The following is a 23,314-nucleotide window of genomic DNA, read 5'->3' on the forward strand; positions in this document are numbered from 1 at the left end:
CCTGCTGTATTCATCTTTTTCGTGCCCGCCTGATTCGAAAGCGCGCCGCGCGCGACCGTCCCCCGATGGATCGAACCCTCGGACGGCCCACGCGCAGCCACTCACCCTTTCCGTCCGGCATTCAAACGCATTTTCCGGATTCCCGGAACAGCATCGACGACTTGCCGGACGACCCCTGCACCGAATTAATCGAGCGAATTTCCTTGACGATTTCGTCTCGACCGGCGCCTCTTACCAACCGCATTCCACCACTCACCGGCTTTTCTTATATAGCAACGTATTTGGTGAATGATGAAACTTGCATTACCCTCGTGCCCGTTATTCGTTTGCCGCCGCGATCCCACATCATGGGATCGCGCATCAATCAATGTCTCATTGGTATCGCATGCATCGGGATAGAACCTCGGCATGCGATTCGCACGATCCCGACCGTTTCAAAGAACCGATTCCAGCCGCGCCGGGGCTAGTGTGCGGGCATCCGCCGGAACAAACCTTTTCCAGAGCGGAAAAATACTTTTCCGGAGCGGACGGCATTTACATTAATACATTCCAGAGCAAATTGCGATTTCATCGCTAACACGATTCCAGCCATACATTAGAAAAAAATTAATCAGGCAAGCCACACCCCATTCATATTCTTTACATGGAACACACCAACCTGAAGACGCACATCAAATTGATTCTTCACCAGCAGCAATTCTAATTTTTCCAAATTAATCCGGAAATAAAGACCGATCATTAAAAATCAATTCGGCACGTTTTTCCGCATCCGTTCCGTTTGACGGAACGCCGTGGCGACCGACACGCAACGCCTTGCCGCACAAGCCCCCACGGGACGCGCGGAATCCTCACAATATGAGCTGTCGTCGGCATATAATTTTTCGCAACAATCGCGCAGACAGCGATGCCTCATCCTGACCGGCCACCCTTCCACCGCATCCGCCACCATGTCATCCCGCTCGTCCAGTTCGGCGTCGCCTCGTCCCACGCCTGATCTTGCTGACGCACATATTCTTGTCGTCGACGATCGCCCGAACGACCTGCGGCTCCTGACCGAAATCCTGCGCGCCGCACGGTGCCGGATCAGCGTCGCGTTCGACGGGCTGCAGGCCTATCACCGTGCCCAGGCGATCGCGCCCGACCTGATCCTGATGGATGTCCGCATGCCGCGCATGGACGGCTTCGCCGCGTGCCGCCTGCTGGCGTCGACGCCTTCGACGCAATCGATCCCGGTCATCATCCTGACGGCCGCGGGCGATCTCGAGGATCGCATCGCCGGGCTCGAAACGGGTGCGATCGACTACATCATCAAGCCGTTCGAGCCGACCGAAGTGCTGGCCCGGATCCGCAATCACCTGAAACGGGCACGGCGCAGCCAGCCGTTCGCGCATTTGCCCGAGTTGCCCGACAATCCCGATGCGGCCCTCGTGCGCGCGGCGTCTGAGGTCCTGTTGCGCGACCTGCGCCATCCGCCCGCGCTCGAGGAACTCGCCCGACAGGTCGGCACGCACGAAAAGCGCCTGTCCCGCGTGTTCCGCGACCATCTCGGCCAGACCGTGTTCGAATATCTGCGCGACACGCGCCTGCGCGCCGCGATGCACTTCCTCGCGGAGACGTCGATGGGGATCGGCGACATCGCCGAGGAAATCGGCTTTTCCACGCCCGGCAACTTCGCCACCGCCTTCCGCGAACGCTTCGGCATCACGCCGTCCGACTGGCGCCGCCAGCGCCATGCGGTCAATGCCCCGCCCGCCACGCCCGGTGAGCACCACCACGATGTGTAGGCGCCACGCGGCATGGGCAGCCGGATGTCGCGCGATGCTGCTGCTTCTGCTCGCGATGGCCGTCACCTGCGCGACGGCGCGCGCCGCGACGACGCCGAACCCCGCGCAACTGGACGCCGTATCGGTATTCGAGGACGCGAGCGCGACGATGTCCGCCGACCAGGTCGCCGCACGGCTCGCCGATCCGGTGCATGGCACGCCGGTGGCCGGCACGTCGTCGTTCAACGTCGAGTTCTCGCGATCGGCATGGTGGATCCGCGCCACGCTGACCAACCGCGACAGCGCCGCGCGCCCGCTGGTGCTCGCGATTCGCGACGCGCGCGTCGACCAGGCGGATTTCTATATCGGCCAGAACGGCCGGTGGACACTCGACAGCCGCTTCCCGGCCAGCGGCGCCGGCGGTGATGCCGCCGGGCCGCCGTCGCGCTACCCGGCGCTCAACGTCACGCTGCGCGCCGGCGAAAGCCTCCCCGTGCTGATCCGCGTCACGTCGCGCAAGGAAATGCGGCTCGCGCCGGCCGCATTCACGCATGCGGCGTGGGATGCGCTGGAACGGCGCGCGACGATGTGGGACTTCGGCTTCTTCGGCGGGCTACTCGCGCTCATGTGGTGCGCGCTGCTGATCGGGTTCTTTTCGCGCAGCGGCGTGTTCCACGTGCTGGCCGCGCTGGCGCTGACCACGACGCTGTTCGAAGCGGCCTACCGCGGCTATCTGGCGATGGCCTTGCCGCCTGCGCTACGTGAATGGTCGGCGCGCGGCGAAGTCATCTTCGCGTACCTGGCGGTCTCCTGCTTCATCGTGTTCATCCTGATGGTCGCCCGGCGCGAGCAGACGAAGCTGCCGATGCGCGCGATCTACATGGCATTCCTCGCGCTCGAAGCCGTCGGCCTGGCCGGCGCCGCGTGCGGCGACCTGCTGACGTTCACGTGGTTCTGCCTGCGGCTGAACGCGCTGGTCGGGATCGTCAACATCAGCCTCGCGCTGATGCTCGCGATCCGCCGGACGCCAACCGGCCGCGTGATGCTGATTGCCATCGCGATCGCCACCTTCAACATGCTGATCCGCGTGCTCGACGGCATGAACACGCTGCCGCCCGCGCTCAACTGGCTGAAATCCGACATCTTCCCGAACCCCGTCATCGCGGTCATCGGCCTCGCCACGCACCTGCTGGTGCTGGCCGCATGGATCCACCACGTCGGGCGCCAGCGCACCGAGGCGAGGAAGCGGCTCGAACACTGGCAACTCACCGAACAGGATCGCCTGCGCGACGAAGTCGCACGACGCACGCTCGCGCTCAACGACGCGCTGCAACAGGTGACGACCCACATGCAGCAGAAGATCGAGACGCTCGGCTACGTCAGCCACGACCTGCGCGCGCCGCTGTCCACGATCAACGGCTACGCGAAGCTGTTGCTGCAAGGCGCGACGCACGGCCAGGCGCGGCTGATCCGGTCGATCGACCGCAGCATCCGCTACCAGCTCACGCTGATCGATGAACTGCTCGCGTTCACGAAGGCCGAACTGCAGCCGCTCGGCGTGTCGCCGGATGCCACCGACCTGCCCGGCCTGCTCGACGACATCGGCCACTATGCGGTCGCGCTGTGCGCGCAGCAGGACAACCGGTTCGTGTACCGGCCGGCCACGGCGCTGCCGCGCACGGTGTCGATCGACGGCATGCGGCTGCAGCAGGTGCTGCTCAACCTGCTGTCCAATGCGTCGAAGTTCACGCGCGACGGCACGGTCACGCTGTCGATTCATGCCGCGCGCGAAGGCGACACGTGGCGCCTGCGGTTCGAAGTGGCCGATACGGGCATCGGGATCGACATCAGCGGAAACCGCGACATCTTCCGTGCGTACCAGCAGGTGCAGGCCGTGAACGGCGGTACCGGGCTCGGCCTGTTCATCGCACAGCGCATCGTCGGCGCGATGGGGGGCGAGCTGGCCGTGGCCAGCCAGCCGGGTGTCGGCACGGCATTCTCGTTCGCGATCGTCGCGCCGGCCGTCGGGCACGCGCTCGTGCCGGTGTCGGAACTCGTCCGGCGGTTTCATCCGGACAGCGATGCCGAGCCGGAGCACTCCGCGCCCGCGATGCAGTGCCCGCCCGACGAGGCGCTCGACCAACTGATCCTGCTGGCCGACAACGGGCAACTGACCGATATCGAGGAATGGCTCGGCCAGTATGCGGACGAGCCGGATTACGCGGCCTTCGTGCAGGACGTGCGCGAACACCTCGATGCACTGGACCTGGACGCGATCGGGAAACTGGCCGGCTCGCTGAAACATGCGCGCGGCGCCGCGACGTCGTTCGACGCCGAAGCGGACACCGCCGGGCCGGCCTGAATCCGCCGGGCGCCCGGTTCCATACGGACCGGATGCCGCGCAGGTGAATCAGCGCAATGCGCCCTTCGCGCGCAGTTCGTGGCCGATGCGCACGATTTCGCGCTCGCCCTCCACCAGCGCGGCTGCACTCGTGTGCACCGAGTAGTTGCCCAGATGCAGGTCGTGCGGATGCGGGACGGCCGTGCCGACCACAAAGCGCGCGTCGGTCACCGCCTCGAATTCGATCGCCGCGTCGGACGAGTCGAACACCACCAGCTCCCCCTGCCCGACCGGATCCGGCACGCGCAGGCTGCCGTCCATCACGGCGGTCCAGCCGACGCTGCAGCCCGGCTGCGGCCGGAAGGTCCAGCGCTCGCCGGCCTTGAGCTGCACGACGACGTAGTGGATGCCCGGCGGCGCATCGATCGGGCTGACCGCGTCGCCGCTGCGGCCGAGCAGCACGCGTGCCGGGCCGTCCGACGGGATGTCGGCGATCGACAGATGCTGGCTGAAGGCCGGCGCCAGCTCGCGCTCCGGCGGCAATGCGACCCACAACTGGAACACCTTGACCGGCGGCACGACGGTACCGGTATGCCAGACCCCGCGCCCGGCGCTCATCCATTCGATGTCGCCCGCCACGGTCGCGCCTTCGTGGCCGGTGGATTCGGCGTAACTGCCTCGACCGTCGATCACGAGCGTGAGCGTCGCGATCCCTGAATGCGGATGCCAGCCGAAACCCGACCCGATCGACGCTTGCGTGTCGACCAGATCGAGAAAGACGAACGGCTTGATCATCTCGCCGACGTCGGACGGGCTCACCATCCGCACGATCGGCCCGTGTGCGCGGCCGCGCGTGCGGAAGATGACGTGACGGCCGGTGACGGCGACGTCGGCGGGCTGCGTGGCATGAGACATGGTGATTCTCCGGTGGTCAGCTCGATCGCGCGGCATCAGGCCGCGAGCGCGGCCGCTGCTTCCTTCGCCGACGCGATGGCGCCGCTGCGCAGGTCGGGCCCCATCGCCACGCCTTCCGCACGAATGAACGTGATGTCGGTGATGCCCAGGAAACCGAACGCCGCTTTCAGATAGGTTTCCTGATGATCGAAGGCCGCGGCAGGTGACCCTTCGCTGTACACGCCGCCGCGCGACGATGCGACGACCAGCTTCTTGCCGCCGCACAACCCGACCGGCCCGTTCTCGCCGTAACGAAACGTCGTGCCGGCCACCGAGATGCGGTCGATCCACGCTTTCAGTTGCGACGCGATGCCGAAGTTGTACATCGGCGCGCCGATCACCACGATATCCGCGGCGAGAAATTCGGCGAGGGCGCGCTGGCCGATCTCGACGTCCGCCTTCAGCGCGTCGGAAATCGGGGCGCCCTGCGCGGCGGCCAGATGTTCAGCGCTCAGATGGCCGATCGGCGTGGCGGCGAGATCGAGGCGCGTGACCGTGAGGCCCGGATCGCGGGCACGGAACGTCGCGACGACTTCCGCCGACAGTTCGCGGCTGACGGAGCCCTGGCCGAGGATGCTGGAATCGATATGGAGCAGTTTCATGCGTGTGTTCTCCGAACGGGATTACTGTTTGAGCGCTTCGGCCGTGATCAGCAGCTTCGTCTTCATCTTGAAGCCGTACTGCTTGCCGTAGTCGAGGCCGAAATCGCTGCGGTCGAATTCGCCGACGGCGTCGACACCGCACACTTCACGCTTGAGCATCGGGTGCGGCATGCACTTGAACGAATCGATCTTCAGCGTGACCGGCTTCGTGACGCCATGCAGCGTCAAGTTGCCGACCACCGACACCGGCTTGTCGCCGTCGAACTTGATCGCGCCCTTGTAGTTCGCCTGCGGGAACTTGGCGACGTCGAAGAACTCGGCCGTCTGCAGATGCTCGTCGAGCTTCGCGCTGCCGGTGTGGATCGACGCGATGTCGGTCGTCACGTCGACCGTGCCCGTCTTCGCCGCGCGGTCGAGCGTCACGGTGCCGCTCGACTTGTCGAACTTGCCGCGCCAGACCGACAGGCCGCCCATGTGGTCAGCCTCGAAGCTCGGGTACGTGTGGCTCGGGTCGAACTGGTAGGTCGTGCTTTCGGCAAAGGCCGACAGCGACAGCGAAGCGGCCAGTGCGCCCGCTGCAATCATCCAATGCTTCTTCAACTCTTTCTCCCTGGAACGTAAAGGTTCGTCTGTAGCGTGAGAGCAGTATGGAGAGGGACGCTGATTTACACTAGACGGATAAATAGGATTTGATTAATCCATTTTTGGAGGAATCCGATGCTCGATCTGAATGACCTTGCGCTGTTCGTCCAGGTCGTCCGTGCCGGCAGCTTCTCGGAGGCCGCGCGCCGCCTGCGCATGCCGGCCAATACGCTGAGCCGGCGCATCGACCAGCTCGAAGGGCAGCTCGGCACGCGCCTGCTGCACCGCTCGACCCGCAAGCTCGCGCCGAGCACGGAGGGGCAGGCGCTGTTCGAGCGCTATGCGCCGGCGCTCGACCGGATCTTCGAGATCGAGCGGCTGCATGCGGACGGGCAGGAGCCGTCCGGCACGGTGCGCGTGACGGCGATGGCCGGCCTGTTCGAAATTTTCCGGCTGGAATGGCTGGCGGAGTTCTATGCGCGCTACCCGCAGATCAGCATCGACTTCCTGCTCGACGACACGCCGTCCGACCTGATCGGCGAGCGCATCGACCTGGCCTTGCGCATGGGGATCGAGACCGGCGGCAGCTTCCGCGTGCGCCGGATTGCACCGGGCACGATGATCCTTGCCGCCAGTCCCGCGTATCTCGAACGGCGCGGGGCGCCGCGCACGCCGCGCGAGCTCGCCGATCACGACTGCCTGACGGTGTCCGGCCGCCAGGGCCGCGCCATGTGGCGCCTGCAGGGGCCGCGCGGCACGCAGGAAATCTCGATCGACAGCCGCTTCTCGGTCAACGACATGCGCGTGGTGGTGCAGGCCTGCATCGCCGGGCTCGGGGTGGCGCTGCTGCCGCAGTTGCTCGCGGAACCGGGCATCGAGCAGGGAAAGCTCGTGCGCGTGCTGCCTTCCTACCGACGTTCGAGCAGCGACCTCGGGCTGCAACTCGTCTATACGAGCCGGCCGCCGTTGGCGCCCGCTGTCACGGTGTTTGCCGATTTCCTGCTGGAAAAGCTGGGCGAAGCGATGCCCGGGCAGTTGAAGGATTCTGCTGGCCGATAGCGGGTCGTTGCTGCGACGGCAGCGCGGACGTCGCGGTTCAGCGACGATCCGCGAGTCGTTCGCTCAGCTCAGTTCGCGCAACTGCTTGGCGGTGACGGCGCCGATCGCCCACGGCAACGCACCACCCAGCTGCCGACAATCGGCAGGCAACCCGTTCGTCAGATCAACGACGCCGTACGCGCCGACGCCCCTGACGCCGTTACGCGCTCAACCGGCGTTGCGCTCGATCAGGAAGCGTTCCCGGCGGCCTCCCTTGATCCAGCCGGGTTCGCGACCGCGTCCGTTCCAGGTCGCGCCGGTCTTCGGATCGCGATACCTGGGCGCGGACGCGATCCCTCGCGCGCCCCGCTTTGCGGTGCCGCCCGGGCGGCCGAATATCTGACTCGCGGTCAGCCCGTATTCGGCGACACGGATGCGAACCTCCTGTATGACGGCATCGAGTTCGGCGAGCCGCGCTTCCTCGACGCGCTTCATCAACTCGTCGGCTTGCGCCTTCAATTCGCGATAACCGGACATGCACTTCCTCCACACTTTCATTGCGTTATAAAAGACCGAATGGGCGCGACCGTCGTGGCGCCGGCGATGCGCAACGCGGTGTCGCGAATCGCGGGGCCGGAACGTCCATTCGAGAAACCCGGAGAACGGATCACGCGCGCCCCGGCGCGTGCTCGATGCGAAATTCACAGAACAACTCGCCGCTCGCCGCAATTGCATCGATCTGATCGGGCGTCAATGCGACGATGGACGCGGCAATGTCGTCCGAGATCCCCAATTGCCGCTTGCCCTGCTCGTAATCGCCACGCAACATGCGCTGCGCCAGTACGAGATACGCGCGGTTGAATTCCGCGATTGCATCGAAGATATCGCCCTGTCCAGTCATGGCCGCTCCCGAGCCGACGGCGGTTCCGTGGCCGCCAAGCGTGGCGCCGCGACCGGTCCGTCCAATAGTAGATGCCCGAATCTATGTCATGCGGCCGGCGTCATGCCGACAATTCCTAGATGGCATCCGACACACTGGAAATCGGCATTCGCATTTCGCGAATCGACATTCGCCGCTGTCGGATTCAGCCTAGATTCGGTCACCTCCCGAAACCCAAGCGCCCGTACGATTTTCCGACGGCGTGCGAATCCATTCGCGCGATCGGCGCAGCGCCGGCGACCGACTACGGTATTCGCGCGTCGCCGCCTGCCATCGGCATTGTTGGTAACATTCCTGAACGGATGGAATCCGAAAATCATGTTGAAAGTGACGAAAGCCGTATTTCCGGTTGCCGGTCTCGGCACGCGATTTCTGCCTGCGACCAAGGCCAGCCCGAAAGAGATGCTGCCTGTCGTGGACAAACCGCTCATTCAATATGCGGTCGAAGAAGCCATCGACGCCGGCATCACCGAAATGATCTTCGTGACCGGCCGCAGCAAGCGGGCGATCGAAGACCACTTCGACAAATCCTATGAGATCGAGGCCGAACTCGAAGCGCGCGGCAAGGAAAAACTGCTGTCGCTCGTGCGCAGCATCAAACCGAGCCACGTCGACTGCTTTTACGTTCGCCAGGCCGAAGCGCTGGGGCTCGGCCATGCCGTGCTGTGCGCGGAAAAGCTCGTCGGCGACCAGCCGTTCGCGGTCATCCTCGCGGACGACTTGCTGGACGGTCCCACGCCGGTGCTGCGCCAGATGATCGACGTATTCGATCACTATCACGCGTCGGTGATCGGCGTGGAAGAGATCGCGCCCGAGGCATCGAAATCCTATGGCGTCATCGACGGCAAACGCTGGGAGGACAACCTCTTCAAGCTGTCCGGGATCGTCGAGAAACCGGAGCCCGCGAAAGCGCCGTCGAATTTCGGCGTCGTCGGCCGCTACGTGCTGAAGCCGAAGGTGTTCGAACATCTGCGTGCGCTGCGGCCGGGCGCCGGCGGCGAACTGCAGCTGACGGACGCGATCCAGTCGCTGCTGACCGACGAGCAGGTGCTCGCGCATCGCTACGACGGCACGCGCTTCGATTGCGGCAGCAAGCTCGGCTATCTGAAGGCGACGGTCGAGTTCGCGTTGCGCCACCCGGAAGTGGCCGCGGATTTCGAGAGCTATCTGGCCATGCGCATGTCGGCGCTGCAGGCCGCCTGAGCGCGCGTCCGTCGGGCACGCAGTCATGTGGGCGGCCGTCAGCGATCTCGGTGACGCGGCATTGACCCTGCCGCTTGCCGTCGCCTGCATCGTCTGGCTGACGCGCTCGAGCGCCGGGCCGCATGGCGCGGCGGCGTGGACGCTGATGCTTGCCGCGGGCATGGCGCTGGTCGGCGCCACCAAGTTGCTGTACGCCGGCTGCGGCATCCAGGTTCGCGCGCTCGATTTCCGCGTGATCAGCGGCCACACGATGCTCGCGTCGGCGGTATGGCCGATGACCTGCGCGTTTGCGCTGGCCGGCTGCGCGCCGATCCGGCCGAGCACGTCGCTGTCGCTCGGGCTGGCGCTCGGAGCGCTGATCGGCGTCGCCCGCGTGTTCGACGATGCGCACACGCCGTCGGAAGTCGTCGCCGGCTGGATCGTCGGTTCCACGGTCGCGCTGTCGTTCGCGTGGCGGCACGGTGCACCGCGTGTCGACGCCCGGTATCGCGTGCTCGCCGCCGGTTCGCTGATTGCCGTGTCGGCCGTCGCCTATGGTCGTCACGCGCCGATCCAGGCCGCGATCGAACTGTATTCGCCATTTCTGTGCGGGCGCTTCGTCATGCCGCCATGACGGTCGCGGCTCCAAGTCGCTGCGAAGTATCCGGCCGACCAGCGAGCGCGCACCCTATCCGCGTGTCCGATCCCGCCGGAAAAAGACAGAATCCCGCCGCGATCGGACAACCGGTCTCACCCGGCCGTCCAGCCATCTATGCTTGATCGCCTGTATGCGCGCCGCCGTGCCGAACCGCGGGCGCGCATGCCTCGTGCGAACCGGCGAGCCAGCCCTGCCTGACGGGCATCCCGCCCGCGTCGCACGGCCACTCGCCGCGCGGCGCCGGAACGACCGGCATGCGGCACATCCGGATTCCCCGATCGGGCGCACGCATGTCGACCTTGCTATTTTCAGCCAGCGTACTGTTCTTCTCCCTCAATGCGTTCAGCGTACGGGCGACCTTCGCCGCGTATTTCCTGCTCTGCGCGCTCGCGTTTCTCCGGGCGCCGACCTTGATGACGCGCCAGCGCCACCTGTTTCCGGTTTGCGCGTACTGGCTGATCAGCACCTGTCTCGCGTTCATCCTGTCCGCGTTCGGCGATTTCTACGTGAACTTCTACATCAAGTTCCTGCTGATCCAGACGTACATCGCGCTGAGCTACTGGATGTTTGCCGGCGGCGTACTCACGCGGCACGCGCTCGACACGGCATGCAGGACGCTGATTTACATCCACGCCGCGTTCTTCACGTTTCAACTCGTCTATTACCTCGCGACGGGCAACTTCATCGACTTCGACAGCTATATCCGCGAATCGGACTCCGAAGCGCTCTACGCGACCAAGGCACTGAGCGACAGCCTGATTTCGATCCGCGCGTTGGGCCTGTATTCCGAACCGTCGTTCTATGCGATGACCGTCGTGCCGAGCGCGGTGCTCCTGCTGCTGTCGCAGCGACGCATCACGCTCGCCCCCATCGTCGGGTTCGCCACCGCGCTACTCAGCTTCTCGGTCGCATCGATGGCCGTATGCGCGGCGCTATGCGGGCTGCACGTGCTCACCGGGCGCGGGCGGCTGCGGACCCGAATCGCCGTCATCGTCGTCGCGCTCGCCTGCGTGCCGTGGCTCTATAGCGTGTACGACCAGCGCGTCAACCAGTCCGTCGACTACGATGCGGTCGGCAGCCGGACGCTCGTGCTGACCGAACTGACCGAGCGCGACGCGATTGCCGGCGTGTTCGGCGGCGGCCTGTTCTGGGACGAGCGGAACAACGTCGGGAAAACGCATCTGCGCGGCTACCAGGTGCGGGACAGCTCGTTCTACATCTACCTCGTGTTCGCCGCGGGCGCCGGCGGTTTCGCCGCGTTCTTCGGTACGCTATTCGTGCTGTTTCGCCGCAAAGGCAGACGGAAATACCTGCTCTATCTGTTGCCGATCCTGCTGTTCAAGTATCACGTCCTGTATGGCATGCTCTGGCTCACGCTGCTGCTGTTCGTCGTGCTGGCCGACCAGGACGCGCCACGCAGGCGCATCGTCGAGCGCCCGAACCCGAACCCGAACGCGCCCGGCGGCAAACCGCTGGTACACATGACATGACCTCATTTCCCTACCCGCCGTCCCTGGTCGCGGTGAAGCGGTCGATCCTCGCGGTGCTGTGTGCGTGCTGCACGGTGACGGCATCGAACGCCGAGCCCGTGCCCGCGCCGCCGGGCCAGGTCGTCGCGCACAGCCGGGCGGCCACACGCGTCTATCTCGGCTCGCCGTCGCTGGCCGTGCTGCCGAACGGCGACTATGTCGCGACCTTCGACACGTTCGGCGCCGCCGCGTCGCAGAACCATGTATCCGTGTTCACGTCGCACGACAAAGGCGCGACGTGGTCCAGGCTCGGCGACGTGCCGGATCAATACTGGTCGTCGCTGTTCGTGCTGAACGGCGCGCTGTACCTGATGGGCACCAACCGCTCGATGGGCACGCCGTCCATTCGCCGATCCGACGACGGCGGCGCAACCTGGACCACACCGGTCGATGCGGCCACCGGGATGCTGCCGTATCCGGGCCGCTATATCACCGGGCCGGTTCCGGTGCTCGTCGACCGCGGGCGGGTCTGGCGCGCGTACGAAAGCGTCGAGGACGGCGACCTGCGCGCGCTGGTGATGTCGGCGCCGGCCGATCGCGATCTGCTCGATGCGCGCAACTGGCGCGCGTCCGTTCATCTGGCGTCGGACAAGCGCTGGCTCGACGGCACATTCGAGTCGTGGGAAGAAGGCAACGTCGTCGGCAGGCCAGGCGCTGCGCCCGCCGTCATGCTTCGCGTGAATACCGCGAACGGCCCGGAGAAGGCCGCGCTGGTCGCGACCGGCGGGGACGGCCGGACGCTGTCGTTCGACCCGGCGCACGACTTCGTCGACCTGCCGGGCGCCGGAAAAAAATTCACGATTCGCTTCGACCCGCGGTCGAAACAGTACTGGACGATCACGAACGCGGTGCCGAAAAGCGTCGGGTCGACGAACCTCGAGCGCGTCCGCAACACGCTGGTGCTGTTGTCGTCCGCCGATCTCAGGCAGTGGACCGCGCGGCGGATCCTGCTGCAGCACGCCGACGCGAAACGGCACGGCTTCCAGTACGTCGACTGGCAATTCGACGGCGACGACCTCATCGCGGTGCTCCGCGTCGCATTCGACGACCCGGAAGGCGGTGCCGCCAGCCAGCACGACTCGAATTTCATCACGTTCCTGCGCGTCCCCCGCTTCCGCCAGGACGCCGCGTCCAGGGCGCTGACGCAAAGCCTGCAGTAGCACGCCGCCGCCCGCGCACGGGCGCGCGTCGAGCGCCCGTGCCTACTTCTTGAATACGCCGACGATGCGCGTGCCGTCGGACACCAGCAACGCGCCGATCCGCTGCTGCTGCATCAGCAGCAGCGCATCCTCGACCCGCGTGCCGGGCGGCACCGTGGACGGCTCGATCGACATCATGTCGGCCGCCGTGCGCCGCAGGACGCCATCGCCGTGCCGCTCGATCGCGCGGCGGACATCGCCGTCGGTCACGATGCCCCAGCCGGCATCCCGCTTCACGATGGCGAGCCCGAGCCGACCGCGCGTCATCGCATCCAGCACGTCGAGCGTCGACGTGTCCTCCGTCACGAACGGCAGATCCCGGCACGCCATTTCGTCGTCGACGGTGGACAGCAGCCGGCGGCCGAGCGAGCCGCCGGGATGGAAGCGCGCGAAGTGTTCGGGCTGGAAGCCGCGCGCCCGCATCAGCGTGACCGCCAGCGCATCGCCCATCGCGAGCGTCGCCGTCGTCGACGCGGTCGGCGCGAGCTGCAACGGGCACGCCTCGCGTTCGACGCCGATGTCGAGATGGACCCGCGCGGCGCTCGCGAGCGTCGACGACGGATTGCCGGTCAGCGCGATCAGATCGTTGCCGTTGTTCCGCAGGAACGGAATCAGCTTGATCACCTCGTCGGTTTCCCCCGAATTCGAGATCGCGAGAAACGTATCGTCCGGCGTCACCATGCCCAGATCGCCGTGATAGGCCTCGCCCGGATGCATGAAGAAGCCGGGCGTCCCCGTGCTCGACAGCGTCGCGGCGATCTTCCGGCCGACGATGCCGGACTTGCCCATGCCGCACACGACAACGCGGCCGCGCGACCCGAGGATGGTCTCGACCGCCGCGTCGAAATTCGCGTCGAGACGCGCGGCGACGCCGGCCAGTGCCCGCGACTCGATCTCGAAGACCTGCCGGGCGGATTCAATATGGTTCTGTCTCATCTTGGGTTTGCCGTTTGAGAAGGGAAACGACGCGCGCCACGTCGTCGGGCGTATCGACGCCGGCCGGCGGCGCATCGGGCCAGCGCATCACGTCGATCGGCATGCCGAGCCACAGCGCGCGCAGTTGCTCGAGCTGCTCCAGCTGCTCGAGTTCGCACGGCGCGGTATGCGCCAGTGCCTGCAACGCCGCATTCGAATAACCGTAAAGACCGATATGTCGCAGGTGCCCGCCGAGGTCCGCACCCGCCGACCGGCCATCGCGACAGAACGGGATCGCCGCGCGCGAGAAGTACAGCGCACGGCCGCGGCGATCGACGACGAGCTTGACGATGCCCGGTTCGTCGAGCAGCGCGGCATCGCCGACCGGGCATGCGACCGTCGCGATGCCGAGGTCCGGCGCGGCCACGCAGAAATCCGCGAACGCCTTCAGCAGCGCCTCGGGCACGAGCGGCTCGTCGCCCTGCACGTTCAGCACCACGTCGGTGTCGTGCCAGCCGGACACCCGCGCGAGTTCCGCCGCGCGGTCGGTGCCCGACGCATGATGAGCGCCGGTCATCGCGAAGCGGATGCCGCGCGCGTCGAGCGCTGCCGCAATGCGTGCGTCGTCGATCGCGACGACGATGTCCGCACCGGGCAGCGCACGGCTCACCCGCGCATGCACGCGAGCGATCATCGGCTCGCCGGCCAGGTCGACGAGCGGCTTGCCCGGCAGTCGGGTCGAACCGTACCGGGCCGGAATCACGACATGTACCGGGCGCCCGCTATTGAATGACGTCATAACCGCTCCATTGTTCGAGCAACGGCCGGTATGCGTCGTCGAGCGACAAGCCCGCGCCGCTCAACACATGTTCGGCCACCTCGCGCGCCACGCCGCGGCCACCGGCCGTGCCGGCGACATGATCGACGCGCGCCCGGACGAGGTGATGCGCGTCGGCCGGGGCATACGACACGCCGACGCGCTCGATGACCGGCAGGTCGTTCACGTCGTCGCCGACATACGCGATCTCGCGGTCGTCGATCCGCTCCCGCGCCTTGATGTCCGCGTAGCCGGCCGCCTTGTCGTCGCACCCGGTCACCACCACGTCGACGCCGAGCTGCGCCGCCCGCCACGCCAGCGCGCCGCTGTGCTTGCCCGACAGGATGCCGCTGCGGATGCCGTGCGCGCGCAGCAGCGCCACCGCCACGCCGTCGTGCGCGTGAAAGCGCTTCATGACCTCGCCTTCGGCCGTCACGTGCAACGTGCCGTCGGTCAGCACGCCGTCGACGTCGAACAGCACGAGGCGCACGGGCCCGCGATACGTCGCGCCGCTCACCGGATATCGAGCGGCGGAAACCGCTTGACCAGATCGTCCACCGCCTTGACCTGCTGCAGGAAAGCGTCGAGTTGCGCGAGCGGCAGCGCGCTCGGGCCGTCGCAGCGCGCCTGGTCGGGCTCCGGATGCGCCTCGAGAAACAGGCCGGCCAGCCCGACCGCCATCCCGGCGCGCGCGAGATCGAGCACCTGGCGCCGCCGGCCGCCCGATGCAGCGCCGTGCGGATCGCGCATCTGGAGGCTGTGCGTGACATCGAAGATCACCGGGCAGTCGCCCGTCGCGTCGCGCATCTGGCGGAACCCCAGCATGTCCACGACGAGATTGTCGTAGCCGAAGGACGCCCCTCGCTCGCACAGGATCACCTTGTCGTTGCCCGCTTCGCGGCACTTCGATACGACGTGCTCGATCTGCGTCGGGCTCATGAACTGCGGCTTCTTGATGTTGACGGCGTTGCCGGTTCGCGCGATCGCGACCACGAGATCCGTCTGGCGCGCGAGAAACGCCGGCACCTGCAGCACGTCCGCGACGTGCGACGCCGGTTCGGCCTGCCACACCTCGTGCACGTCCGTGATCACGGGTACGCCGAACCGCGACTTGATCTCTTCGAAGATCCTGAGCCCCTCGTCGAACCCGACGCCGCGATACGAGTGGATCGACGAACGGTTCGCCTTGTCGAAGGAAGCCTTGAACACCAGCGGAATGCCGAGACGGCGCGTGACTTCCACATACCGGCTGCAGACGTAGAGCGTGAACTCGACGCTCTCGAGCACGTTGAGGCCGCCGAAGAGCACGAACGGCAAGCTGTTGCCGACCGTGACGTCAGGCGTAATCGATACATTCATATAGTTCTCCACGAAATTGAATCGGCGTCGCGCGCGTCGCGCGCCGGCGGGCACCGCCCGATCGCGCCGCCTGCAACGACTGTCAACGGGCGGCCCAGGCCGCATAGAGCGGCGCGAGCTCTCCATACAGGCGCTCCTCACCGAAGCGCAGGCGCGCCTCGCGACCGGCTCGCCGGCCAAGCTCCCCGCGCAATGCACGGTCGCCGGTGAGACGCGCCAGCCACGCGACCGCATCGGCTGCCGTCGCATAGACCACGCCGGTCTGCAGATGGCGCACGACGTCGACGTTGCCGGCGCAGTCGGACACCACGACGGGCCGGCCAGCCAGCATCGCCTCGATGACCGATACCGGCATGCCTTCCCACGACGACGTCGACAGGTACACGTCCGCGCGGTCGAGCCGGCGCGCCACTTCGTCGTGCGGCAACCACCCGGTCACCTCGACGCCGGCCTCGGCCAGCCGCGCCTTCAGCGCACCGTCGCCGTCGCCGATCCAGACGAAGCGCATGCCGTGCGCCCGCATGCCCTGTGCGATCTGCGCGAACAGCGCGGGATCCTTTTGCGTGCGGATGCCGCCGACGGTCGCCACGCACAGGGGGCCGTTCGACGACGGCGCCGTGTCGTCCGGACGAACGTGCGGCGTGCTGTCGCCGACCGCGTTCTCGATCACCACTACCGGCTGACGCAGCCATGTGCGGATCGCGCGGCCTTCGCTTTCCGAACAGGCCACGTAAAGACACTTCCGCGCACACGCGACGCGCTCCAGCCCGACGAATGCCAGCCGCTTCAGGGTCGAGATATCGCGGCGCATGAACGAAATGCAGTGCGGGCTGTAGAAGAACGCCGCCTTCGGCAGGGCAAACAGCGTCGACAGCCGCCCGAGAAAACCGGCGAACGACGAATGCAGATGCACGACGTCCGGCCCGAGCGCCGTCAGCGTCGCGCGCAGCCGGAACACGGTCCGCACCGCGCCCGCCCCCTTCATCTGGACGTGATGCAACGCCACGCGCGCATCGAACATCGCGGCGAGCCCGGGCGGCGTATCCGGCCGCACCGAGTAGACGACGTGCACGTCATGGCCTTCGCGGGCGAGACGATTCGCGATCAGGCACACCATCGACAACGTGCCGGTAGCGCTGGATTCGACCAGGTGGACGATCTTCATCGGATTGCGCCTCATGAGCGATGCGCCGCGGCCGAGCCGATATACGCGAGCACGCCCGAGCGCTCGATGACGCGCCCCCATTCGAGCGCCCTCATCGCGGCCGGATCGGCGCCGTTCGCGCGAATCCGCGACAGCGGAAACAGCTCGTCGAAGATCGTCGCGCCGGTGACGTGGCACTGGATGCCGAGCTCGTTCGCAGTACGCACGTTCGACGGCGCGTCGTTGCAGACGATCTTCTTGCCGAGCGACGCGTATTCGAGCAGCTTCGTCGGCGTCTGGAAGCAGTGCGGCCGGTGATACGGAAAGAAGCACACCGCGTATTCGCTGTCGCGGACGATACGTAGCGCCTCCGGCTGCGGCACGCGGCCGACGAACCGGATGCCCGGCGTATCGCCGAACGCCGCGCGGATCCCGGGCTCCGGCTGGCCGACCAGCACGAGCGTGTCCGTCTCGTCGCGCCGCGCGTCGCGATAGGCCGCCAGCACCTTGTGAAAGCCGCGCTCGCGGCTCATTTCGCCGATGTAGCAGAACCGGCCCGACGGCGTGTGCGCGGCATCTGCGTCGGCGCCGGCCGAATCGAAGATCCAGTCCGGCACGCCCATCGGCAGCAACAACGTCCGCACGTCGTCGCGGAACGCCATCGCTTCGCGCATCTGCGCGTTCTGGAAAATCCGCAGATCGGGCCGGACATTGAGCACGCGCTTCACGCGATCCTTGACGGCGGCGAGCCGCCCGACCGACAGCGAGCGATAGTCGTGAATCACGTACCGGGCAGGCGGCAACGCGCGATAGAAACCCATGATGCACCACAGGATGCAGGCGTCCCGATCCGGAAAACGCGCGTACGCGTCGAGATCGCCGTCGAACACCTCGAATCCATGCGCACCCAGGCAATGCCCGTAGGCGGCGATCTCGGGGTAGTTCGCCTTGCCGGGATGCAGAATGAACACCTTCATTGCGGCTCCTGTCCGTTGTCGAGAATGCGCGCCGGGACGCCGACGGCGACGCGGCCGTCGGGCACGTCCCTCAACACCACGGCCCCGGCGCCGATGCGCACGCGATCGCCGACCCGAATCGGGCCGAGCACGACGCTGTGCACGCCGAACTCCACGTGATCGCCGATCGTCGGCACGCCGTCGATCGTGCCGTCCTGCCGGGTGGTGTTGCCGATGGTCACGCCGTGACGCAGCGTGCAGTAGTCGCCGATCACCGCGAACCCGTTGATCACGAGGCCGGTGCCGTGATAGATCGTGAGCCCCTTGCCGATCTTCGTCTTCACGGGAATCTCGATGCCCATCAGCCAGTCGCACAGCAGGATGTACAACACGATGAGCGGCGCACCCGCCAGCAGCGTGAACCGGCTCCTGCATGCGAGGTAATGCACGATCCGGTAGAACACCACGACGCAGCGCGTCTTGACGAACGCATTGCGGCGGCAGTCTTCGGCGATCGCCTCGGCGGTCTGTCGCAACGTGATGGCCATCTCAATGGGGCCTCGCGAACACGCGCCGGGCCGCATCGGCCGGGATGCGCGCGGTGCCGAAGTAGTCGATTCCGTCGATCAGGAACGAATGGATGTACTTCAGCAGGCGCTCGCGGTCGAATTCCTTGTAGAAGCACCGGCCGAGCGACACCACGCGCTTGCCGTACAGCATCGCCTCCAGACCGACCGTCGAATTGATCGTGACGACCGCGTACGCGTGCTTGAGCAGGTCCGTGGTCGGTGACGTGACGATTTCGAAGTGGTAGGTGTCCTGCAGGCGCACGATCGCATCGATCTCGGCCGCGTCGGTCTCGGCCGGATGAAGCTTCACGAACAGGTCGGCGCTCTCGTTCGCCGCGAACTCGAACGCATGACGGATCGCCTCGAGATTGCCGACGTCCGAATGCAGCTTGATCTGCGTATCGCCGGACACCTGGAGCGGCAGAAACACGTAGCGGCTGGTCGACAGCGTATCGGTCGACAGATTCGCCGCCTGCCGGGGCGCCGGCATCCCGTTGCGCGCGCGCACGCTGGCGAGGCGCTTGCGGGCCACCCCGCGGCTGACCACCTTCAGCACGTAGTTGGTCGCGGACATCACCTTGCGGGCCAGCGACGTCCGCGCCTGCGGCAGCGGCATCCGCTTGTCGCGCTCGTAGCGCGACAGCCATCGCGCATGCGTCTCCTCGTCGGGCAGCGGCAGACCGTCGATGACTTCGGGGTGGTGGCTGATCGTCGACAGCGCATTGACGCCCAGCGAGTCGACGAACAGCTTGCCCGGGAGATTCGAGATCTCGATGAACCGGGTCGCCACGCCGTACACGGTGCATGCCTGGCGAACCGCCCTGCACACCAGTTGTTGCCCGTTCCACATCACGCACTGCTCGACTCGCCCGCCGCGCAACAGCTCGGACGCGATATGGAAAATCGCCGCCGACTCGCGCTTCGCGCGCGCCTCCGTCATTTGCCCGTTCAGCACCTCGATCGACAGCCGGTACGGCGTCCGGTCGGCCGCCTGCCCGTCCGGCATGTCGATCGGCATCAGGCGGTTCAGGTACACCGACCGATAGCCGCCCAGCAGCAGGCCGAGATGCGCGACGGGCTCGCTCGTCAGGAACGCGAACTCGTACTCGTGCCTGACCGGGCTCACCAGACGGTTGACGAAGAAGTACCGCTCGAGGGAATCGATGACTATCAGGATCATGATGGGTTCGTTCGTCGTAGCGGCACCGTCACGCCGGTGCCCGGGATCGGGACAGGTTCGCGTCGAGTACCCGGTACGTGAGCGCGATGCCGGCCGCCATCAGCGCCGCGCCCGTCAGCGAGAAGATCTGCACGCTTGCGGGCGCCGACAGGTTCATCAGTCTCGCCACGCCCAGCGCGCCGGCGAGACAGGTGCCGCAAGCGAGCTGAAACAGGAAATCGACGCGCTGCGCGCGCGTGGCGAGGAAGATCTGCGACAGCGGCACGTAGATCAGTTGCAGCGCGAAGAGCGGCATCAGGCTCTGATAGAACCCGACCGCGCCCCGCCAGCTTTCGCCGAAGAACAGGCCGACCAGCGGCCCGAACAGCAGCAGCCCGCCCGCCATATACACAACCGCAAGCCCCGCGAGCGCGCGGGCGTAGCTGCGGTACACCTGCGGCACCGTCGTGGCCGCATCCGGCCGCGCCATTGCGCCGATGGCATCGCGCCGGAACACCCCGCCGACACTCTGCGCGATCAGTGAAACCGGAAAGAAGCCGAGCCGGTAAGCCGCGGCGAAGTAGCCGGCGCTTTGCGCGTCGAACCAGTGCGGTATCGCGATCGACAGCGCGTACGTCAGCACCGACGCACACAGCGTCGACGGCAGGATGTACAGCGCAAAGCGGCGGTTCCGCACGAAGAAGCCGCGCGACAGCCGGAACGAATGGCCGGCCCGGTAGCCGGTCAGCAGGATCGCCCCGGCCATCGCGAGCGAGACCGCCGCGCTCACCCACGCGTACAGGTCGAATACGCCGGTGCCCTCGCAGGCGCGACACGCCAGCGCCAGCACGAGCCCGACGAGAAACGCGCCGTTGACGACCACACGCGACAGCGCGATCCAGCCGTACCGCCTCATGCTGTTCAGGTACGAAGCCGCGGCCAGTTGCACGAACGACGCCAGCGCATAGACCGCGACGATGACCAGGTCGGGGCGATCGGCGATGCCGATCGCCGCCACCGACACGGCCACGACGGCCAGGCCCAGCGCCGTCACGTTGACGAACGCATTGAACGACTCGCGCGGATCGTCGTCGACGCACGCGAGCTCGTAGCGGAAGGCGAGCAGCGTGCCGCCGAAGGTCGCCAGTGCGAGCAGGTAGTTGAAGTGGCCGAGCGATTCCGGCCCGAACCGTCGCCCGATCACGAAGATGCACGCGAACAGCGCAATCTGCCCGATCACGACACCGGCCAGCGAAACGACCGAATCCCTGGGATTGATCATCGCGCTCTCCTGCTGCGCTCGCGCGCCGCGCCGCCTGCGGTCATGCGCGCGTCACGCATCGTGCATCCCGTATTCGTAAGCGACGTACCGGTACCCGCCGTACTTCGAGCCGTACCCGTACTGGCCGAGCCGCGGATTGACGCCGTTGAAGATGACGCCGTTCAGGCGGATGCCGTTCTGCGCGAATCGTTTCGACGATTCGCCGATCTCGCCGAGCTTCGTCTTGCCCGCCATCGCGACGAGCAGCGTCGTGCCGGCGAACGCACCGAGGATCCCGGCATCGGGCACGGCAAGGACCGGCGCCGAGTCGACGATGACGATGTCGTAACGCGACGACAGATCGGCGACCAGCGACGCGAGGTTCCGGTTCAGCAGCAGTTCGGCGGGGTTCTTCGGCATCGTCCCGGTCGTGACGAAATCGAGGCCCTCGACCACCTCGCGATGCAGCACGTCATCCACGCGCGCACTGCCCGCGATCAGCTCCGTCAAGCCCCGGCCGCGTGAAAAGCCGAGATAGTCGTGCAGGCGTCCCTTGCGGATGTCGCCGTCGATCAGCAGCACGCGCTTGCCGGCACTGGCCATCACGACCGCGAGGTTCGACGAGATGAACGTCTTGCCGACGCCCGGCGCCGGGCCGGCGATCAGCACGACGTTGTTCTTCGCCTCGAGCATCGCGAACTGCAGCGCGGTCCGCAGGCTCCTCAGGCACTCGACCGCCGGCTCGTTCGGGAAGTCGATCGACAGGATCGACTTGTGGCCGCTCTTGCGCGCGGCCTCTTCGGCCAGGTCGCGCTGGTGGTCGCTGATCGGCACGGTCGTGTAGACCGCGAGGCCGAGCCGGCGCTCGATCTCGTTGTGGTCCGAGATGCCGTGGAACAGCATCGAGCGGACGACTGCGGTGCCGCCGCCGGCGAGCAGCCCGAGCAGCAGCGCGGCCACCGCGACCAGTGCCTTCTTCGGCCGCACCGCCACTTCCGGCACCGCCGCGGTATCGACGAGGCGTACGTTGCCGACCTTGCCGGCCTGCACGAGCTGCAGCTGCTGCATGTTGTTCAGCAAGGCCGTGTAGAGATCGGTGTTGACCCTCACGTCGAGCATCAGGCGCACGGTTTCCTGCTGCAGGTCCGGCAGGCGCCGGATCTGTTGCTCCGCAGCGTTCCGATAGCCGCTCAGCGCCGCGATCTGCTCGTCGATCGCGGTCACGCTCGGATGCCGTTCGGTAAAGCGGGACATCAGCTCCTGCCGCTTCTGCTGCAGTTCGAGCAGGCGCGTCTTCGCATCCGCGGTCTGGGCCAGCGCGAGCTTCGCTTCCTCGGTCAGGTCGACCGTCCCGCGCTCGTTTCGCACCTTCGTCAGACGCGCTTCGGAATCGGTCAATTGCTGCTTGAGCTGCGGCAGTTGCGCGTTGAGGAATTCGAGCGACTGCGCGGCCTCGGCCGACTTCCGCTCGATGTTCTGGCGGACGTACTGGCGGCCGATCTCGTTCATCGTGTCGCTTACCCATTTCGGATCGGTGTCCTGCAGGCTCGCGACGACGACGTCCGATTGCTTGACGCGCTCCTGGACGTTGAGGCGGTCCCGGATATCCTCGATCGTCTTCAACCGCGAATTGCGAACGAGCACGAACACGGCGCCGGGCTTCGCGGCGATCGCATCGACGCGCAGCAGGATCGGGCCGCGCGGCGACCGGAACCGCTCGAGCGTACCGACCGTGCCCTCGACCGGAGCGTCGAAATCGCCGCCTTCGAGCCGGTAGCGCTTGCCGTCCAGGTTCGTCAGCGTGAACGTGTCGCCCTCGTTCTTTCGCGGCACGTCGAACTGCGGCACGTCGATGCGCTCGCGGCCCCATGCGTATCCGCCGATTCCGGCGAGGCCGGGATCGGACAGGCCGTCGCTGTGGCGCGCGATCCAGTCGCCGATCACCGGAAAACGCTTGGGCGACGCGTCGATGAAGAGGTGGAGCTTGTCCACCGCGCGTTCGACGACGAGCCTCGACGCCAGAATCTGCTGCTCGGCGGCGGCCGACGACTTGACGTCGAACAGCGCGGACACGTCGCCCAGCAACGACTTGGCGGCGGACGTATCGGGGCTGTCCTCGACCTGGACCATGATGTTCGCTTCGAACACCGGCTTGCCGAGCACCGCGTACGCCAGGCCCGCGGCCAGGACGATGCACGTGATGGTCGCGATCAGCCAGCGGCTTTCCATCAGGATGTCGAGCACCGCGACGAAATCGGTCTCGCTGCCGTCTTCGGCGGCTTGCTGCGGCGGGGCGGAGGGTTGAGTCATGGCAACGATAGGGAGCGAATGGGTTCCAGTGGAGCG

General features: G+C 66.5%; 22 protein-coding genes. 7 read left to right on the forward strand and 15 right to left on the reverse strand.

Going from position 1 to position 23,314, the window contains the following annotated elements:
* The first annotated feature begins 947 nt into the window (after nucleotides 1-947).
* Nucleotides 948-1,784 (forward strand): response regulator transcription factor, encoded by an 837-nt coding sequence (locus BCEP18194_RS04175; protein WP_011350064.1) that lies wholly within the window; start codon nucleotides 948-950, stop codon nucleotides 1,782-1,784.
* Nucleotides 1,777-4,125, forward strand: a complete 2,349-nt coding sequence (locus BCEP18194_RS04180) for a sensor histidine kinase (protein WP_011350065.1) — start codon at nucleotides 1,777-1,779, stop codon at nucleotides 4,123-4,125. The genes BCEP18194_RS04175 and BCEP18194_RS04180 overlap by 8 nt, the downstream gene beginning before the upstream one ends.
* Before the next feature lie 48 nt (nucleotides 4,126-4,173).
* Here BCEP18194_RS04180 and BCEP18194_RS04185 read toward each other — a convergent pair whose 3' ends face one another.
* The 3 genes from BCEP18194_RS04185 to BCEP18194_RS04195 are packed head-to-tail and all read right to left on the reverse strand — an operon-like array spanning nucleotide 4,174 to nucleotide 6,260.
* On the reverse strand, nucleotides 4,174-5,019 hold the full coding sequence (locus BCEP18194_RS04185) for a pirin family protein (RefSeq protein ID WP_011350066.1): 846 nt from the start codon (nucleotides 5,017-5,019) through the stop codon (nucleotides 4,174-4,176).
* A gap of 35 nt (nucleotides 5,020-5,054) precedes the next feature.
* Nucleotides 5,055-5,660: an FMN-dependent NADH-azoreductase gene (locus BCEP18194_RS04190; protein WP_011350067.1), complete on the reverse strand. Its 606-nt coding sequence runs from the start codon at nucleotides 5,658-5,660 to the stop codon at nucleotides 5,055-5,057.
* A 21-nt stretch (nucleotides 5,661-5,681) separates the two neighbouring features.
* Nucleotides 5,682-6,260 carry a YceI family protein gene (locus BCEP18194_RS04195; RefSeq protein ID WP_041492491.1) on the reverse strand — a complete coding sequence of 193 codons (579 nt, stop codon included), beginning with the start codon at nucleotides 6,258-6,260 and terminating at the stop codon, nucleotides 5,682-5,684.
* Nucleotides 6,261-6,377: 117 nt separating this feature from the next.
* On the opposite strand from BCEP18194_RS04195, the gene BCEP18194_RS04200 reads away from it, so the two are divergent.
* The gene (locus BCEP18194_RS04200; protein WP_011350069.1) at nucleotides 6,378-7,301 is read left to right on the forward strand and encodes a LysR family transcriptional regulator; all 924 of its coding nucleotides are present in this window, start codon (nucleotides 6,378-6,380) and stop codon (nucleotides 7,299-7,301) included.
* A gap of 207 nt (nucleotides 7,302-7,508) precedes the next feature.
* Here the strand turns inward: BCEP18194_RS04200 and BCEP18194_RS04205 are convergent, their stop codons facing one another.
* Both BCEP18194_RS04205 and BCEP18194_RS04210 read right to left on the reverse strand, forming a co-directional pair.
* Complete coding sequence (locus tag BCEP18194_RS04205) at nucleotides 7,509-7,817, reverse strand: H-NS family nucleoid-associated regulatory protein (RefSeq protein ID WP_011350070.1); 309 nt, start codon at nucleotides 7,815-7,817, stop codon at nucleotides 7,509-7,511.
* Nucleotides 7,818-7,947: 130 nt separating this feature from the next.
* Complete coding sequence (locus BCEP18194_RS04210; RefSeq protein WP_011350071.1) at nucleotides 7,948-8,181, reverse strand: flagellar transcriptional regulator FlhD; 234 nt, start codon at nucleotides 8,179-8,181, stop codon at nucleotides 7,948-7,950.
* Nucleotides 8,182-8,538: 357 nt separating this feature from the next.
* Here BCEP18194_RS04210 and galU point away from each other — a divergent pair, with 357 nt between their 5' ends.
* The 4 genes from galU to BCEP18194_RS04230 all read left to right on the forward strand — a co-directional run bounded on the left by galU (nucleotide 8,539) and on the right by BCEP18194_RS04230 (nucleotide 12,749).
* A complete protein-coding gene (galU, locus tag BCEP18194_RS04215; RefSeq protein WP_011350072.1) occupies nucleotides 8,539-9,423 on the forward strand; it encodes a UTP--glucose-1-phosphate uridylyltransferase GalU in 885 nt (294 codons plus the stop codon).
* Between the two features lie 25 nt (nucleotides 9,424-9,448).
* The gene (locus tag BCEP18194_RS04220) at nucleotides 9,449-10,036 is read left to right on the forward strand and encodes a phosphatase PAP2 family protein (protein WP_011350073.1); all 588 of its coding nucleotides are present in this window, start codon (nucleotides 9,449-9,451) and stop codon (nucleotides 10,034-10,036) included.
* 314 nt (nucleotides 10,037-10,350) lie between these two features.
* Nucleotides 10,351-11,550, forward strand: a complete 1,200-nt coding sequence (locus BCEP18194_RS04225; protein ID WP_041492492.1) for a hypothetical protein — start codon at nucleotides 10,351-10,353, stop codon at nucleotides 11,548-11,550.
* Nucleotides 11,547-12,749 carry a sialidase family protein gene (locus BCEP18194_RS04230; RefSeq protein ID WP_011350075.1) on the forward strand — a complete coding sequence of 401 codons (1,203 nt, stop codon included), beginning with the start codon at nucleotides 11,547-11,549 and terminating at the stop codon, nucleotides 12,747-12,749. Before BCEP18194_RS04225 ends, BCEP18194_RS04230 begins: the two co-directional genes overlap by 4 nt.
* A 42-nt stretch (nucleotides 12,750-12,791) precedes the next feature.
* Here the strand turns inward: BCEP18194_RS04230 and BCEP18194_RS04235 are convergent, their stop codons facing one another.
* The 10 genes from BCEP18194_RS04235 to BCEP18194_RS04280 form a co-directional block, all read right to left on the reverse strand.
* Nucleotides 12,792-13,724, reverse strand: coding sequence for a KpsF/GutQ family sugar-phosphate isomerase (locus BCEP18194_RS04235; protein ID WP_011350076.1), 933 nt, complete (start codon nucleotides 13,722-13,724; stop codon nucleotides 12,792-12,794).
* Nucleotides 13,705-14,502, reverse strand: coding sequence for a 3-deoxy-manno-octulosonate cytidylyltransferase (kdsB, locus tag BCEP18194_RS04240; protein ID WP_011350077.1), 798 nt, complete (start codon nucleotides 14,500-14,502; stop codon nucleotides 13,705-13,707). The genes BCEP18194_RS04235 and kdsB overlap by 20 nt, the downstream gene beginning before the upstream one ends.
* Complete coding sequence (locus BCEP18194_RS04245; RefSeq protein WP_011350078.1) at nucleotides 14,486-15,037, reverse strand: KdsC family phosphatase; 552 nt, start codon at nucleotides 15,035-15,037, stop codon at nucleotides 14,486-14,488. The genes kdsB and BCEP18194_RS04245 overlap by 17 nt, the downstream gene beginning before the upstream one ends.
* A complete protein-coding gene (gene kdsA / locus BCEP18194_RS04250; protein WP_011350079.1) occupies nucleotides 15,034-15,879 on the reverse strand; it encodes a 3-deoxy-8-phosphooctulonate synthase in 846 nt (281 codons plus the stop codon). Before kdsA ends, BCEP18194_RS04245 begins: the two co-directional genes overlap by 4 nt.
* Before the next feature lie 82 nt (nucleotides 15,880-15,961).
* Nucleotides 15,962-17,044 carry a glycosyltransferase gene (locus BCEP18194_RS04255; protein ID WP_041492654.1) on the reverse strand — a complete coding sequence of 361 codons (1,083 nt, stop codon included), beginning with the start codon at nucleotides 17,042-17,044 and terminating at the stop codon, nucleotides 15,962-15,964.
* Between the two features lie 11 nt (nucleotides 17,045-17,055).
* Nucleotides 17,056-18,000 (reverse strand): glycosyltransferase, encoded by a 945-nt coding sequence (locus BCEP18194_RS04260; RefSeq protein ID WP_011350081.1) that lies wholly within the window; start codon nucleotides 17,998-18,000, stop codon nucleotides 17,056-17,058.
* Nucleotides 17,997-18,527: a serine O-acetyltransferase gene (locus BCEP18194_RS04265; protein WP_011350082.1), complete on the reverse strand. Its 531-nt coding sequence runs from the start codon at nucleotides 18,525-18,527 to the stop codon at nucleotides 17,997-17,999. The genes BCEP18194_RS04260 and BCEP18194_RS04265 overlap by 4 nt, the downstream gene beginning before the upstream one ends.
* Before the next feature lies 1 nt (nucleotide 18,528).
* A complete protein-coding gene (locus BCEP18194_RS04270) occupies nucleotides 18,529-19,728 on the reverse strand; it encodes a capsular polysaccharide biosynthesis protein (RefSeq protein WP_011350083.1) in 1,200 nt (399 codons plus the stop codon).
* Between the two features lie 28 nt (nucleotides 19,729-19,756).
* Nucleotides 19,757-20,989, reverse strand: coding sequence for a lipopolysaccharide biosynthesis protein (locus tag BCEP18194_RS04275; RefSeq protein ID WP_011350084.1), 1,233 nt, complete (start codon nucleotides 20,987-20,989; stop codon nucleotides 19,757-19,759).
* Nucleotides 20,990-21,040: 51 nt separating this feature from the next.
* Nucleotides 21,041-23,278, reverse strand: coding sequence for a polysaccharide biosynthesis tyrosine autokinase (locus BCEP18194_RS04280; protein ID WP_011350085.1), 2,238 nt, complete (start codon nucleotides 23,276-23,278; stop codon nucleotides 21,041-21,043).
* Nucleotides 23,279-23,314 lie beyond the last annotated feature (36 nt).

This window comes from Burkholderia lata (assembly GCF_000012945.1).
Classification (GTDB): domain Bacteria; phylum Pseudomonadota; class Gammaproteobacteria; order Burkholderiales; family Burkholderiaceae; genus Burkholderia; species Burkholderia lata.